Source organism: [Clostridium] citroniae WAL-17108 (assembly GCF_000233455.1).
GTDB lineage: Bacteria > Bacillota > Clostridia > Lachnospirales > Lachnospiraceae > Enterocloster > Enterocloster citroniae.
Window position 1 is genome coordinate 561,331 of record NZ_JH376421.1, and the last position, 15,127, is coordinate 576,457.

The 15,127-nt window shown below is 52.0% G+C and carries 16 protein-coding genes and 1 pseudogene; 1 reads left to right on the top strand and 16 read right to left on the bottom strand.

Features of this window, described 5'->3' with window-relative positions:
• The 3 genes and pseudogenes from HMPREF9469_RS12525 to HMPREF9469_RS12530 all read right to left on the bottom strand — a co-directional run bounded on the left by HMPREF9469_RS12525 (nt 1) and on the right by HMPREF9469_RS12530 (nt 2,742).
• Nucleotides 1-870, bottom strand: a complete 870-nt coding sequence (locus HMPREF9469_RS12525; protein ID WP_002589061.1) for a VirB6/TrbL-like conjugal transfer protein, CD1112 family — start codon at nt 868-870, stop codon at nt 1-3.
• A 69-nt stretch (nt 871-939) separates the two neighbouring features.
• Nucleotides 940-1,038, bottom strand: a pseudogene (locus HMPREF9469_RS33495) (Maff2 family mobile element protein); the annotation flags it as partial.
• Nucleotides 1,039-1,125: 87 nt separating this feature from the next.
• Nucleotides 1,126-2,742, bottom strand: a complete 1,617-nt coding sequence (locus tag HMPREF9469_RS12530; protein WP_002596236.1) for a recombinase family protein — start codon at nt 2,740-2,742, stop codon at nt 1,126-1,128.
• A 225-nt stretch (nt 2,743-2,967) separates the two neighbouring features.
• Between HMPREF9469_RS12530 and HMPREF9469_RS12535 the strand changes: the two genes are divergently transcribed.
• A complete protein-coding gene (locus HMPREF9469_RS12535) occupies nt 2,968-3,168 on the top strand; it encodes a hypothetical protein (protein ID WP_002596235.1) in 201 nt (66 codons plus the stop codon).
• Between the two features lie 64 nt (nt 3,169-3,232).
• Here the strand turns inward: HMPREF9469_RS12535 and HMPREF9469_RS12540 are convergent, their stop codons facing one another.
• From HMPREF9469_RS12540 to HMPREF9469_RS12595, 13 genes are all read right to left on the bottom strand, one after another.
• Entirely contained in the window at nt 3,233-3,427 is a 195-nt protein-coding gene (locus HMPREF9469_RS12540) for a transposon-encoded TnpW family protein (RefSeq protein WP_002596234.1), read from the bottom strand.
• Between the two features lie 14 nt (nt 3,428-3,441).
• A complete protein-coding gene (locus tag HMPREF9469_RS12545) occupies nt 3,442-4,284 on the bottom strand; it encodes an ATP-binding protein (RefSeq protein WP_002596233.1) in 843 nt (280 codons plus the stop codon).
• Complete coding sequence (locus tag HMPREF9469_RS12550; RefSeq protein ID WP_087325174.1) at nt 4,281-5,015, bottom strand: replication initiator protein A; 735 nt, start codon at nt 5,013-5,015, stop codon at nt 4,281-4,283. Before HMPREF9469_RS12550 ends, HMPREF9469_RS12545 begins: the two co-directional genes overlap by 4 nt.
• A 132-nt stretch (nt 5,016-5,147) precedes the next feature.
• Nucleotides 5,148-5,534, bottom strand: a complete 387-nt coding sequence (locus HMPREF9469_RS12555; RefSeq protein ID WP_002596231.1) for a cysteine-rich VLP domain-containing protein — start codon at nt 5,532-5,534, stop codon at nt 5,148-5,150.
• Entirely contained in the window at nt 5,524-7,149 is a 1,626-nt protein-coding gene (locus HMPREF9469_RS12560) for a relaxase/mobilization nuclease domain-containing protein (protein ID WP_002596230.1), read from the bottom strand. Before HMPREF9469_RS12560 ends, HMPREF9469_RS12555 begins: the two co-directional genes overlap by 11 nt.
• Nucleotides 7,121-7,519, bottom strand: coding sequence for a plasmid mobilization protein (locus tag HMPREF9469_RS12565; protein ID WP_002596229.1), 399 nt, complete (start codon nt 7,517-7,519; stop codon nt 7,121-7,123). The genes HMPREF9469_RS12560 and HMPREF9469_RS12565 overlap by 29 nt, the downstream gene beginning before the upstream one ends.
• A gap of 497 nt (nt 7,520-8,016) precedes the next feature.
• A complete protein-coding gene (locus tag HMPREF9469_RS12570; RefSeq protein ID WP_002586615.1) occupies nt 8,017-8,229 on the bottom strand; it encodes a helix-turn-helix domain-containing protein in 213 nt (70 codons plus the stop codon).
• Entirely contained in the window at nt 8,222-8,644 is a 423-nt protein-coding gene (locus HMPREF9469_RS12575; RefSeq protein ID WP_002586616.1) for a sigma-70 RNA polymerase sigma factor region 4 domain-containing protein, read from the bottom strand. The genes HMPREF9469_RS12570 and HMPREF9469_RS12575 overlap by 8 nt, the downstream gene beginning before the upstream one ends.
• 171 nt (nt 8,645-8,815) lie before the next feature.
• Nucleotides 8,816-9,583: a class I SAM-dependent methyltransferase gene (locus tag HMPREF9469_RS12580; protein WP_002586626.1), complete on the bottom strand. Its 768-nt coding sequence runs from the start codon at nt 9,581-9,583 to the stop codon at nt 8,816-8,818.
• Between the two features lie 50 nt (nt 9,584-9,633).
• Nucleotides 9,634-11,553 (bottom strand): tetracycline resistance ribosomal protection protein Tet(W), encoded by a 1,920-nt coding sequence (gene tet(W) / locus HMPREF9469_RS12585; protein WP_002586627.1) that lies wholly within the window; start codon nt 11,551-11,553, stop codon nt 9,634-9,636.
• A 640-nt stretch (nt 11,554-12,193) separates the two neighbouring features.
• On the bottom strand, nt 12,194-12,334 hold the full coding sequence (locus HMPREF9469_RS31290) for a Maff2 family mobile element protein (protein ID WP_007037419.1): 141 nt from the start codon (nt 12,332-12,334) through the stop codon (nt 12,194-12,196).
• A 221-nt stretch (nt 12,335-12,555) separates the two neighbouring features.
• Complete coding sequence (locus HMPREF9469_RS12590; protein ID WP_007862434.1) at nt 12,556-14,385, bottom strand: VirD4-like conjugal transfer protein, CD1115 family; 1,830 nt, start codon at nt 14,383-14,385, stop codon at nt 12,556-12,558.
• The gene (locus HMPREF9469_RS12595; RefSeq protein WP_007862436.1) at nt 14,382-14,882 is read right to left on the bottom strand and encodes a PcfB family protein; all 501 of its coding nucleotides are present in this window, start codon (nt 14,880-14,882) and stop codon (nt 14,382-14,384) included. Before HMPREF9469_RS12595 ends, HMPREF9469_RS12590 begins: the two co-directional genes overlap by 4 nt.
• Nucleotides 14,883-15,127 lie beyond the last annotated feature (245 nt).

The following is a 15,127-nucleotide window of genomic DNA, read 5'->3' on the forward strand; positions in this document are numbered from 1 at the left end:
TTAGTGCGCCTGAAAGACTGATTTTGCGAGACTGCCGGTTTTGAACAGCGTAAAGCACAGCAGTACGGTGTAGCCCACGCAGCTCCAGATTGCCATGATGATGTCATCTTCCAGAGCGATGTTCTGCACCAGCACAGCATAAATTGCCACGCAGACGATGATGAGAAACGCCTGAAAGCCCAGCGCCAGCAGGGAGCGGAGGTAGTTCTGTCCCATCCCGCCCCATTCCTTGCCCATCATGGCAGCCATCGGAAGCGGCGCAACGGATGTGACAAGGTAGATCTCAATCATACGGCCATAAATGACGATAAAGATACAGATATACAGCGCCCACATGGTAATGCCAATAAAGAGGGACTGGAACCAAAGCCCGAATAGCGGTCCCAGATCCATTTCCATAAGTCTCGGCTCCATATCTGCCAAAACAGAAGAAATGTCAATGGACGCATCCGAACCGATGATCCCTGCTGCCTGCGCTACTACGCTCTGCGCCATATCAAAGACGCCCATCACGATATTCCATGTGTTTGTGACAATGAGGATGGCGGCGGCTGATTTGAACACCCACTTAAAAATCATCCAGGTGTCCACATCATGCAGGTTGTTCTTGTCTGCGATCATCTGGATCAGGTCTACGGTCATCACGATAGCCAGGATCACGCCTGCAATCGGCACCATAATGGAGTTTGACAGGTTCTCAATCATGCTGAAAATACTGCCATTCCATCCCTGTGGGGTCTGGCCTACCTGTACGGATATATCCGCGACTTGTTGGTTTACGCTGTCAAACATCCCCGAAAGGTTGCTCATAATACCGCCCACCAGCATTTCTTTCAGCCAATTTGTCAGGGCTTCAAGTAAGAAATCCATACGGTGTCAACCTCCTTTCCGCCGCCCCCGCAAAACTGCGGGAGCGGCAAGGATTTCATGCAGGGACGCTTAGACAGAGAACAGCCCGGAGAGCAGAGGTACAAGGACCATGCCGACCACGGCTACACCAGCGCCGGCCATGAGCTGCTTCATGCCCTGTGATTTTGCTTATGTGTGATAAAGAAGCAATAGAAGTGCAAAAAATTTTGCCGTTCCTATCCGACACTTGGCCATTGTGTCGGATAGGTCGGGCGGTTATTCGGGCAAGTCAATCTTGCCGACAAAGCTGTAATAAATCTCAATGTCCTGCCTGCGGGTGCCGTTCTCATCATAGCTGCACTCATGCACCACAATTTTCTCGATCATTTCCCGCAAGAGAGTGGGGGTCAGTTCTTCAAAGGCAAGGTGCTTGCGGACAATGCCCATAAATTTCTCGGCGTTGACGGTAGCTGCCTGTGACTTGTCCAGTTCGGCTTGCAGGGCGGCGGCTCTCTTTTTCAGCTCCGCTTGCTCGGCTTCGTAGTCAGCCGACAGTTCCATGAAACGCTCATCGCTGATTTTGCCGTTTACATTGTCCTCATACAGCCGCTTGATAATGCGGCTGATTTCAGAAATGCGTTCCTGCGCCTGTTCAAGCTGCTTGATGGCTGCGGCGGTCTTTCGCTTGCCGCCGATCTCGTTCTGCTGGACAAGTAGTTTCACAAACCGGCTCTCATGCTTGGCTGCGTATTCGGTCACTTGCCGGAGATTTGCCAGGACACCAGCGGTCAACAGATCGGTGCGGATAAAGTGCGCCGTACAGTTGCGGGTGCGCTTCTTGTAGCTGCCGCAGATGTAGCAGTCCTGTTTGCGGTCTTTGTTCTGATACCGCTGCTGATACAGCACATGGCCGCAGTCGGCGCAGAACAAAATCCCGGAGAACAGCCCCACTTCATCGTAGCGGTTCGGGCGTTTGCGCTGTTTGCGTAACTCCTGCACCCGTTCCCATGTTTCCTTGTCGATGATCGGCTCATGGTGGTTCTCGAAAATGGCCTGCTTCTCGACGGGGTTCTCTATGCTGTGCTTGACCTTATAAGAAGGCTTTTCCGTTTTGAAGTTCACCAGACATCCGGTGTACTCTCGGTTTTCGAGGATATGAACGACGGTGTTGGTCGCCCATTTGCACTCATAGCCTGGGTGATAACGGCGGGTGCTGCCTGTCCGCTGATATTCCAGCGTCCCCGGCGTGGGGATTTGCTGCTCCGTCAGCATACGGGCAATCTTGGTCGGGCCGTTCCCGGCAAGGCAAAGCTGGTAAATCTGCTGCACCACCGGGGCGGCTTCCTCGTCTATAATAAAATTCTCGTCCTCGTCCATCACATAGCCGTAAACCGGCTTGCTGGTAACAGGCTTGCCGCTCATGCCTTTTGACTTTTTCACTGCCTTGATTTTCTTGCTCGTATCTCTCACCAGCCATTCATTGAACAGATTTCGCAGCGGGGTAAAATCGTTGTCCATGCCCTCGCTGGCACTGTCCACATTATCGTTGACAGCGATAAAACGCACACCCTTTTGAGGGAACAGCATTTCCGTGTAAAACCCTACCTGCAAGTAGTTTCGCCCTAACCGGCTCATGTCCTTGACGATGACCGTACCCACTTTCCCGGCTTCAATGTCCGCAAGCATGGCTTGAAATCCGGGCCGCTGGAAGTTCGCGCCGGAAAAACCGTCGTCGGTGTACCAGCGCAGATTGGTAAAGCCGTTCTGTTTTGCGTAGGTTTCGAGTATCCTTTTTTGGTTCGATATGGAATTACTCTCGCCTTGCAATTCATCCTCGTGGGACAATCTCGGATAAAGGGCGGTAATGAGGTTTTGGGTGGCTTGTCTTAACATAAAATCCTCCGTTTCCGACAGCCAGCCCCACTATTCCGTGGTTTCATTGTACCACGGAACGGCGGGGGCTGTACAGCGGCAAAAGCGTTAAATTTGCTTCTTTACAGCTTTTCAATTTTCCGATTTTTATGGTATGGGTTGTCGTCCCATATTTGCAGTAGAAAAGTTCATAACTCCGTGGTATACTCTGATTTAACAAAAAAATCAGAAGTTAAAGGAGAAAACATGAAGTATACAATAGATGAATTAACCGCGGCCAAAAGGCAAATTGATTCAACTCTGCACAAGCTAAGAGAAACAGTAAAAACATTTGAATCAAAGGATAATTCCGAGCGTTATAAATCACAAATCACATTGGCAAAGAGAAGAATAAAAGCCTTTGAAATTGCAAATTATTTTATAGAGAATGAGATTAAGAATTGCTAAAGCACTTCCGATTTTCGTTCCAGCGGTCATGCTCCCTGGCATGGCCGCTTTTCCATGCCCCGGTTCACGCCGGATAAGTCGGCTCCTGTGTAGCAGCGGCTTCCGCTTCCAGTACCCGCGCCATTTTGTCGGCGGCTGTGGTTGTGGTGTCTTTCTTGAAATAGCCGGACACGACAAGGACGGAATTGCCCATGCGGATTTCCGTCACACAGTCAGGGCGGCGGGTGGTGCGGGTGTCGTGCTGCTTGTTATCTGCCATAGGCAATACTCCTTTCAGTCGGTAATCAGTTTCTTCATGCTCTCCATTTTCCGCTTGGCGGTTTCCTGCCGGAAGTTGTCGCCGGTAAAGCGTACCGGGACGCACATGGAAAGCAGGCGGTCATAAATCCGGGAATGGGCGGTGTCCTCCGGGTTGTGCAGGTCGTCCAGCGTAAGGTTGGTCGTGACGATCAGCGGCTTGCCGCTGCGGTAACGGCTGTCAATCACATTGAACACCTGTTCCAGCCCGTATTCCGTCCCGCGTTCCATGCCGAAGTCGTCAAGGATCAGCAGCGGATAACGACAAAGGCGGGAAATGTACTCGTTGCGCCCCTCAAAGCTGGCGGCAAGGTCATTGAGGATAAGAGCAAAGTTCGTCATGCGGACGGGGATTTCTTTCTCCATGAGGGCGTTTGCGATACAGCCTGCAAGGTAGCTTTTGCCGGTGCCTACGCCGCCCCAGAACAGGCAGCCGATATTGTCTGTCCGCATATCTTCCCAATGCTCCACATACCGGCGGGCAAGCCCGGTCTGCGGGTTCCTGCCGTTGTCGTTCTCGAAAGTCCAGTCCCGCATGGTGGGGTCGGTAAAGCCCCGGCGTTTCAGTTCTTCCACGGTGTCAAGGTGTCTGCGCCGCTTTTCGGCGGCTTCCCGTTCCTCGCGGGCGGTTCTCTGGCAGTCGCACTCTGCCGGGTGGCGGTCGCGCCCGAAGATAGCGGCCTTATCCGGCGCAAAATAGGCTTCTTTCGGCTTGCGGCACTTGCCGCAGTACAGTAAACCGTCCTCGCCGGTGTAGTCCTCCGGCTCCGGGATGGTGGTCGTCATATTCTCCAAAACCGCGTTGATTTCATTCTTCATAAACTCTCGCCCTCCTTGCATGAGTAGTCTGGTATGCCCTTTTTAGGGGCTTCCTTTTTGTCGTTCCCCGCCCATATCCGCAGGGCGGCGGCATAGTTCTGGTAGCTTTTCCCGTTGGCGGCAAGGTAGCGGCTCATTTCCTCGATGAACCGTTCCAGCCTGTCAGGGTACTCTGCCTGCAACTCGTCGTATTCGGTCTGTGACAGAAAAATATTTCCATATCGGCCATAGGGCGCGGACGGCCCCCCACTCACTCCCTTTGTTTGGCTCTCTGTAAGGTTGTTTATAGTAGTTTGGTTAGGGGACGGTTTTCCGACCATCATAAGGTCGGTTTTCTGACCATCAGTAGGACGGTTTTCCGGCTCTATGAGGGGCGGACTTCCGGCCATCAGTTGGTCTGAAAACTGTACCTGTGGCACTGGCGGTACTTTGACATAAAGCCGGTTCGGTGCGGAGAAGCCGCCCCGTTCCCGTTCCAACAGCCCCGCCGTGTCCAGTTCATTAAGCGCCCCCTTGATGGTGGTGCTGCCTTTATCCAGTATTTCTGCTATCTCCGCGATGGGATAGATAATATAAATCCTGCCCTCGTCGTCCAGCCACTTGTTTTTCTGGGAGAGGGTGGAACGGTCTAACAGCAGCGAATACAGCAGCTTGGCGGTCTGTGAAATCTCCATTTTCAGCAGGAAACGGGGATACGGCAGATAGGCGGGCAGCCGCGTGTCTGCCCTGATATAATCAGCGATAGGATCACCTCCCTGTGTTCGGGTTGATTTTGGCGTATTGTCACGCATTAAAACGCCGTTTCCGGGGGAAAAGGATAAATGTATCGCGTACCCTTTGACACCCACGAAAAAAGCCTTGATTTATGCGGGTTTGAAAGGCTCTAAAGCGTGACATCTCTGCCTTTGTTTCCGCTTTCTCTCGGCGGCTTTGATTTTCTTCATGCGCCCGGCGCAGTCGGGGCAGTATTTTCCCCGGTTGGATTTGGGGACAAAGGCCGCCCCGCAGACGGCACACCGTTTCCGGCTTCCCCGGCACAAGAGGGCTGCGGCCAGCTCCCCGTCAAGGGGCAGGACAGCCACACGGAACCAGTGGCACATGAGGGAAAAGGAAATGCTCTGGACGCACACGCAAGGCTCCCCGTCGTCCAATAGCAGGCAGTTCCCCTCATCGTAGTTACAGCACTCATGTACCAGCCGCCGCGCCCGCCGGTGCTGGCGGTAGTCCATGTGGGGCAGGTTATCGCTCATGGCTCTGCTCCTTTCTGCGGTGCGGCTCGTCCCGGCGCAAAATCTGGTCGATGTTCCGCTTGACGGTCTGCAACTCCTTGAACCGCTGTTTCTGTTCGTGATAGGTGTTATACAGGCCGTCTTTCTCGGAGATAAGCTGCTCGATCTCGGCCTGCAACGCTTTCCGGGCGGGCAGCTTGGTAATGCCATGCGCCTTGAAATACCGGGCTGCTGCGTCGGCTATGATAAAATCGCTCTCATGGGCCTGCCGGTATGCGGCGCGGGCTTTCTCGGATTTCTGTGCCCGCAGCCCGTCGCGGGCGGCCTTGGTCTGGGCGTAGGCCAACACCTGCCGCTGCAACTTCTTTTTCCCTTGCAGCTTCGTTTCCAGTGCTTTCAGTTCGCCGCTGGTCTGGCGCATTTTCTGATAGGCGGTGTCAACGGCGGCTTCTAACTGCTCCGGGGAAGTAAAGCCGTATTGCTGGTAGACGGACAGCGTTTTGGCGGCCTGCTTCAGATTGTGTATCTTCGCCCAGCGTTCATAGCCCCGGCCTTTGCCCTCGGCCATTTTCTGCTCAATGTCCACAAGCCGCTGCACTCCGTCCTGTTTCGGGGCGGCTATCTCGGCTCTGGCAACCTGCAAGCGGTCTTTTATGGTGCGTGGGGGATCGGGGGATCTGGCTGGCGCTTCGGCTGCTCTGGCGGCGTTTTGCTCTAAAACGGCAAAGACAGCGGCGCGGTCAAAATCGTCGCCCAGCTTCCGGGCGGTAATTGGCTTTGTCCTGTCCGGCGTGAGGTAGGAAAGCCGCCCCCGGCTCTCCTTGACGGTCACACCCTCCTGCAGCAACAGAGAGGAAAACTCGTCAAAGCTGGCGGCGGTGGCAAGGGCTTTCCGTAGGGTCTGCCGCAGCTTCTCCTTGTTCGTTTCAAACTTGGTCTGCCGGGGCGTGATACTATCGGCAATCATGGGGGCGTTCTGCTTGTCCAGCGCGGCCTGTCCCTTTTTCTGCGCCCAATACTCCCGGTCGGTGACGCGGTTCTTGCTGCCGTTCAAGAGGTCGATTTGATAAAGCCCCTCCCGGTGGCACATCTCCATGACTTCGGATTTGAAGTAGCGCAGGGCAGCGTCGGTACATCGGTGCTTGCAGCCGACTTTCGTATCGGCCGGCCTGTCCATGTAGGGCAGGAACGGCACTTCCTCAATCCGCAGGCTGTTTATGACGATATGCACATGAATGTTGCCGCTGTGGTTATGCCCGTCCGGGTGGGTGCAGACAAGGGCCTGGTGGCCGGGAAAATGCTCTTTACAGAATTGTTCCCCCAACGCCTGCGCCCGGTCTACGGTCAGGCCGTTGTCCGGCCCGTCCCGCGGGTCAAAGCTGATGATGTAGTGGTGGCTTTTCACATCTTCCCGCCGCTGGTTTTTCTGATAGCGGAGATTGGCCCGCATACACGCAACGGCAAAATCCTCCCCGTCGCAGTTCAGCGTGGACAGCCGGTAGTCCTCGCGGGGGATAAGCCTGCCGGTTTCATCAAGGACGGGCTTCATGGTAAACTCGTCATGCTCAAAGAGAAGATATTGCTCGGCGGCTCCGTAGTCGGCGTTTTTAGAGTTGATATGCTTGAGTGTTGCCAACCGCGTCACCTACTTTCTTGAGGACTTCATACTTGAGGACGGCAAGGTCGGATATGGCGGCGCGTACCTCGCCGGAAAGGGTGTTGTAGGGTACGCCGTATTCGTTCAGATACCGGGCAATCTGATTGAGGTTGCCGCCGATCCTGCCGTACTCGGCTGTCAGCTTCCCGACAGCGGAAAGCAACTCGTCATTGACCGACGACACATGGACAACCGGGCGTATGGTCGCCCGCCGTATCGCCTGCCGGAGAAATTCGGACTGGCTGATACCATAGGGCGCAAGCCGCGCTGTGAAGTCGGCATACTCATCTTCGGACAGCCGGGTTTTCACAACGCGGCTGCGGTGGGGCGTGTTGTATTTCTTTCGCATGGTGTGACCTCCTTTCTCGCCCGTAAGGGCGCATGAGCAGGGTTTGGGGAAGGCACTCCCCAACAAGTTTCCCGCGAGGGGCAAAACTGCAGAATTGCGGATTTTGGCACCGTGGTAGAAACTTGCTCTCCGTGACTGCAAACTTTCTCTCACTTCCGTCCGCCACTTTTTTGGAAAACTGCAACCACAAAAGTTTGTTTCTCTTTTTCTGCTACTACTAATCCTGTAAAGGGCATTCCTGCCCGCTTTCGCTAAAATGACACCGGACGCAGTGGTTTCTACCCGGTGTTGGAGAAATCCTTTCTCTTTGCCCTCTACTACGGGTAAATGCTCCAAATGCCAAACACCAGGGCAGAAAAATTCCCTCCTCGCTTACTACTACAACCGGCAGGGGGCAAAATGGCCGGGAGCGGAGCCGGACAACAAAAAAAGCAGTAAATCTTTTTCAAGACTTACTGCTTTCGCTGGCCGCGTCGGTGGCGGCTGGTATTCAGTTTTTATGACTTGTCCGGTGGTTCGTCAAGCCGGAACTTGAATTGACAGTCAATTAACCGCTGCTTTACATAGTCCTCCACCTCGGCGTTGACCTGCCCGTTCACTTTTGAGAAATAGCGGATATATCCGGCGTAGTGGAGCAGGACAGCGTTCACGGCTTCTGGGTCGCCCTCACGGGCTTTGAGGATTGTTTCATAGGGGAGAAGTCTACTCATACCGGCTCACCCCCATTTCTTCGCGTAGCCGCTGCAAGGCAAGCTGGATATGCCGCCCCGCTGTGCTGCGTGACCGGCCAATACACGCGCCGATCACGCGCTGCGGCTGGCGCAGAAAGTAATAGCGCAGGATTTCTTCCCGCGTCTGCTCCGGCAAAACAGAGATCGCGTCGGCAAGGGCGGCGTTGCAGAGCAGGACGGTCTGACCGCAGACGGTAAATGGGTATTCCTCGTCCGGCTCCGACGCGGCAAACTGGACAAACTTCTCGTTCATCAGATAGTCAAGGGAAACTTGCCGTTCCCATTGCCGTTTAAGCTTCAAAATCTTGTCCAAGGCGGCACAGCGGATAACAGTCTTGCAAAAGGCGTTGTACCTGCGCTGGATATATTCTTGATAGGCTATCTGGTCGGTCATGGAAATTCCCCTTTCTGAATAATAGTGCGGGGCGGTGGCACTTCTTGCTGTCGCCCCTTGATTGCCTACCAGCAAAGGCGGGCGGGGCTGTCAACGGCTGCGCATATGCGCCGTTCATCTTGACCGTTGACTGGCTCGGCTGGGTTTGCTATTTACCCGACAAACTTGAATTTATTTTAAGCTATCACGTTTTACCTTCTTAAGCCTTACTATCATTACCATAGGAATTTCTTTGTTGGTTTTAAAACATTCTTCATAAAATCCATCAATGACAAATCCAGCTCTAAAACAAAGGTTAAAAATATCTTGTATGGAACGATGATAATAAATCTGCTCTTTCGGTTGCCCTTCAATCGCTATATCATAGTAACTGTGCGGTGTCATATATTTTTCAGTCAACGTGACAAAACAAGGGTGTTGCGTTGCAAAGACAAAAATTCCGCTTTCCTGCAACAGTTCATAAACAGCCATAAGAAGTGGTTCAATATCCGTAATATCCATAATTGCCATATTAGAAACTGCTTTCGTAAAGGCTCGATTTCTTTTTAATTCTAATATACTTTTTCTATCGGTCGCATCCGCCACACAAAATTCAATTTGTTTTGCATATTGTGATTGCCGTCTTTTAGCCAATTCTATCATTTTTTTGCTGTAATCAAAAGCGACAACCGAAGCGCCTCTTTGTGCAAGATACGAAGAATAATTTCCATTGCCACACGCAATATCCAAAATGTAATCCGCAGGATTAGGAGATAGAAGTTCCGTTACTTTGGGACGCACTACCTCTCTGTGAAATTCATTAGATTCGTCACCCATTGCATTATCCCAAAATTGTGCGTTCTCCTCCCAGATTTTTTTACTTTCCTCTGTTCCCATGTTCTCTCCCACTCCCCAAATTTGCTTTTTTGCTTCCATTAAATCTTCCTTACTATATTCCATTGTTACCCTCCATAACTTCTGATTGTTGCCGTCTTGACGATTATGTATCTTTACATTACCTTCTGAAACATATGGCGCACCTTGTCCAGGCGGCTGTTTGGACGGCGGGGCTGGATGACCGGCTGACCGACAGCGGCCTGATATCCTTTCAGCTCTGTAAGGCATACGCTCCGCCCGTTGGTGTAAAAGGCCAGATCAGTACGGTATGCCTGTATACAGCGGGCGGGAATCTCGCCAGTAAAGACAACTTCATCCTTTTTTACCTGGGCCGTTTCGATGGTGGCACAGTATTTCGGTGCATCATGATAAGCCCTGGAAAGGTATTCCTGGGGCGCATAGAGGATGAAGGAGAGATAAGGTTCCAGCAGCTGCGTCCCCGATTCCTTCAATGCCTGTTCCAATACAATCGGGGCCAATGAGCGGAAGTCCGCCGGCGTGCTGACCGGACTGTAATAAAGCCCGTATTCAAAGCAAATCTTACAGTCCGTTACGTTCCAGCCGAACAAGCCCTGCTCCAGCCCGTAACGGATACCATCCCTGACAGCGTTTTGAAAACTCTGGTTCAAGTATCCCAGCGAAACCCGGCTCTCGTATTGTACACCGGAGCCAAGCGAGAGTGGTGTAACAGACAGTCCTATGGATGCCCAAAACGGGTTGGGCGGCACCTCGATATGGATGGTGTGGCTGGCTGCTTTGAGCGGCCGCTCCATATAAATGACGGAGGGTTCCTTTACCACTGTTTCAAGCTTGTATTTTTCCGACAGCAAAGCGGAAACAACCTCCAACTGCACCCGGCCCAAAAAAGAAAGAATGATCTCATGGGTGATGGAATCCACTTCGCAACGCAAAAGCGGGTCAGTATCCGCAAGTTGCGTAAGAGCGTCCAGCAGCCGTTCTCTTTGCGCTGCCGTTTTCGGCGCAATCGTCGTCCGCAGCATGGGGAGGGGGTCCTCGCGCCACCTTTTACGAGGGAGCCGGGTTTGGTCCCCTAATACATCGTTTAACCTCACGCTGTCGCTGGGAAGGATAACAATTTCACCCTGATAAGCGGTGTCTGTCCGAACAATTTCCCCTTTGGATGGAATACGCATCTCTGTGATTTTCAGCTTTTCTCTCCCGGCCAGGGCCACCGTATCCCGCAGGCGCAGCGTTCCGCTGTATAACCGTAGATAGACACGCCGCTGGCCGCAATCGGTGTACTCAACCTTGAAAACGCTGCCGCATAGGGCGGCGCCCCCCTGTTCCCCAATCGGTTGGAACAGCCCTGTCACCGCATCCATCAACGGTTGAATGCCAAGGCCATTTTTGGCGCTGCCATGATAGACTGGGAACAGGGAGGCGTCTTGAACCCGCTGCTGTTCCTCCCGCGCAAGTTTTTCCCGGCTGATTGGTTCTCCTGCGATATACTTTTCCAATAATTCATCGTTATTTTCGATGACCGCATCCCATGCTTCTATGTCGGTATTTTCCTCCAGGACTATTTCCGGGGACAGCGACACCGTCTGCTTGATGATAATATCGGCGGAGAGCTTATCCCGAACAGACTGAACCACGCTCTGCAAATCAACGCCAGCCTGGTCGATCTTGTTGATAAAGATAACGGTGGGAATGTTCATTTTCCGCAGGGCATGGAACAGAATACGGGTCTGGGCCTGCACGCCATCTTTAGCGGAGATCACCAAGATGGCCCCATCTAAAACAGCCAAAGAGCGGTACACCTCCGCCAAAAAATCCATGTGGCCGGGCGTATCCACAATGTTAACTTTACATCTGTGCCACTGGAAGGAAGTGACTGCCGCTTGAATGGTAATCCCACGCTGCCGCTCCAAAAACATGGTGTCCGTCCTCGTTGTCCCTTTTTCGACGCTCCCCGGTTCTGAAATGGCTCCGCTGGCATATAGCAGGCTCTCCGTCAAGGTCGTCTTTCCAGCGTCTACATGGGCAAGAATTCCAATATTGATTATTTTCATGTGATTGTCCTCCCTTTACAGCCCCAAAGGGCATAAAAATCCCCAGCAGTAAAATACTTTTACCACTGGGGATTATAAGTTGCGGACATACACATATACAGCATACACCTGTTTGTGATTGCTGTTTTTGGGGATATGTCAAAATTGATAAGGCAAAAGTATTCTTAAATTGGGTACAAAAAACTAAGCCCCTACAAAAGGAGCTATCATAATCCTTTGTTCCCACTATTTGATTATAGTTTTATTTAAGAATACCTTGCCGCATATTTTTTACTCCTTTTCTGGATTAAATCATTGTATCACATCAGTTTTAGGAAAGCAAGTACCTAAAAGAAATTTTTCTTCCCCTTATATGTAACAATCATACCGGCTTCCTAGCGTTCAGAATGTTTTCTGCTGTCTGCTGTGGTGTTTGGTTGGAATTGTCCAACCAAAAGCCGATCCGTGGTGTTGTCTGCATTTTACTAAATACAAATTCAATGTATACAGAAAGATATAAGGAGTGGGAGGGATTCCGCCGTAGTTGGCATTGTAGGAAAATCCAAAAGTTTAGATTTTCCCACAATGCTTATCTTTTGGTCTTTGGTTCGGAATAGTGTAGTGCTGGCGGTCTATCTCTTGTTTTCGGTTGCTTGCTTCCTTACCGTACATGAGCATTTGCACCAGGGTTGTCGTTGCCGTAACCTTCGAGCAGGTTGATAACGCCCCAGATACCGAGACCGGCACCGAGCGCGATAACGAGGGTCTGAAGAACGGTGATTGCCTGTTCAAAAAATGCCATATAGTTTGTTAGCCGGAATCTGATTAAAAAATAGGTTTGTCATGTTTCATAGGCATACAAAAGCCGGAACAATCTGCCGCCCGGTTTCCGGGGGCATGATTCCGGCTGTCCTCCTTTTTCATTATTTTTTTCTTGGGATTGTCCGCTTTGTACGCCAATGGCCCATTAGAGGGCAGGTGCGGCGAATAGATAAGATCACTCCCTTCAAAAGCGGAACGAAGTTAAGCGCCCTCTGTGTCTACTTCATATACATCGCAGACCTCATTGGGCTTGAGTTTCAGCCTTGCGGACAGGAATGCTTCAATGTCAAAAGCGTTCTTATCATCCGCGTCGGCAGTGTACTGGAAATTGGGGTGCTTGGTAATGTCGTACTTGTCCGAAAGAAAAGGACGCACACCGCGCAGCTGGAGAATACACTTGCCGCCATCCATAACAGCAAGCTCATCCTGGCTCATCAGCTCTTTCCCCAACTTTTGATAGTTGAGAGAGTGGGAAGTTTCACGCCCACGGCTCTCTCCGGTGTTGTAGGTGTCGATGGTTTCCTTGCCCAGCACGGCAGCCAGCTCTTTGAGGGTGGTTGGCTCCTTACCGCCCAGGAAGATGGAAGTATCCATGTTGCCGATGATGGTATCTGCGTTATCCTTATAGATCGCCTTCAGCTGACTCTGTGCCTGCAACACCAGACAGGCGGAAATCTCACGGCTTCGGATGGTGGCAACCAGCTTTTCCAGCTTGGGGATCTGGCCGATGTTGGCGCACTCGTCAATGAGACAGCGCACATGGACCGGGAGCCTGCCGCCATACACATCGTCGGCTTTTTCGCAGAGCAGGTTAAAAAGCTGGGTATAACACATGGAAATAAGGAAGTTGAAGCTGTCGTCAGTATCACTCATGATGAGGAATAGGGCAGTTTTCCTATCTCCCAGAGTGTCTAGCTCCAGCTCATCATAAGCCGTGACCTCACGCAGCTCTGCAATGTCGAACACGGCAAGACGCGCACCACAGGAAATTAGGATCGACTTGGCTGTTTTTCCTGCCGCCAGCTTATATTTCTTATACTGGCGCACCGCAAAGTGGTTCGGCTTCTCGGCTTCCAATGCGTCAAACATCAGATCCACGGGATTTTTGAACTCCTCGTCATCCTCCCGGACTTCCATAGCGTTGATGAACTCAATAAGGGTGGAGAAATTCTGTTCCTCCACCGGAGCCTCATAGTGGATATAGCCAATGAGCGCACAATAGAGAAGCGTTTCTGCCTTGACCCAGAAATCGTCTCCGGCCTTGCCTTCGCCTTTGGTATTGGCGATCAGCGTCGTGACCAGCTTCAAGATGTCCTTTTCGCTATGGATATAGGCGAAAGGGTTATAGTGCATGGACTTCTTGAAGTTGATGGTATTGAGGACCTTGATGCGGTAAGGCTCATAAATGACCTTGCCGTGTTTATCCTTCATTGGCTTTCCGTCCTTCCCCAGCTTGGGTGCGCCCCTTTGGAGCATTTTTCCGCACTCCACCAAAATGGTTCCCTTCGGGTCTGTGACCACATAAGAACTGTGCATCTGCATCAGATTCGGTTTGAGCCAGAAGCGGGTCTTACCGGAACCGGAGCCGCCGATCACCAGCACATTTTTGTTTCTGGCGGTCTTGGGGCCCTTGGGGCGGCTGTTCATGGTCAGGCTCTCGGTTTTGGTCAGAATCACATTGTTCTGGAACACCGGGTCGATGTAGGGTGCAATATCCTCACGGGTTCCCCAACGGGCAGAGCCATACTCCATACCGTGACGGTACTTCTTGGCGTTTTTACTTTTGAGGTACACCGCCAGACGCAGGCCAGCACCGCAGCACAGCCCTACCAGCAGATCCAACGGGTGCAGGCTGGGCCAGAAACTTTGCAGCGCCCCAGGCAGGACAGCAAACAGGGAAAGGAATTTCTCTGAAGCATTTGCCCCCTGAGCCAGTCGCCATGCCTCCCCGAAGTTAGTAGCAAACAGCCCCATCAGGAGATAGGGCAGGTTCAGCAAAACGAGCTTTTTGATGTCAAACTGCTTTTTCATCGTTCCTGCTCCTTTCGCTTGGTGCGGTCCACCACGGCATTTTTGACCATCTCTTTGAACTGACTGAGTTTTGCCAGCACAGACGGGCGTTCCGTTTTCTCGGCCTTCTTGACCTTTTTGCTGGTGTACTCGGTAAATGCAGCGGTCAGCGCATCGGCGTCACGGCCTTTGAAAAAGATCAGGTATTTGGGCGGGGAGCTGCTGCGGTCTTTCTTCACCGCATAGTCCACACCATATTTCCGGGCGATCTTCTCAAATTCCTTGATGGAGGGGTCTGTGATCTCGATATTGGAGATCCCCTGATTCTGACCAATGAGCTGCTTGACGGTCTGTTTGCCGTGGGGTGTCACAGGGGCATCACGGCTTCTCTGCTTTTGCAGCTTCTTTTCCTTGCAGTGGGCCATGTACTTGCTGATGGCGGCTTTGAGCAGCCTGCCGGTGAACTTTGTTCCGCTGACAACCAGCGTTAAAGTCCTGTTTTCCACTTCTTCCTGCATTTTCATCGCCTCCTATTACAATAAATTTGGACAGGAAAGCCGGGCAGCCAGTCCGGCTTTCTTTCCATCTCGTGCCTAAGCTACAATAAGAGGAGCAACTGGCTGACCCTTGCCTCCTTGGGCTTTTATGTCCGTTGGAAAGACTGTTAGCCATCCTCTTGTTGCAGCGTTCGATTTGAGCAGGTTGAGCCACCGGATGCCGGAGAGTTCGTGTCACCCAATAGATTGAATCGGCAGCGAGAAAA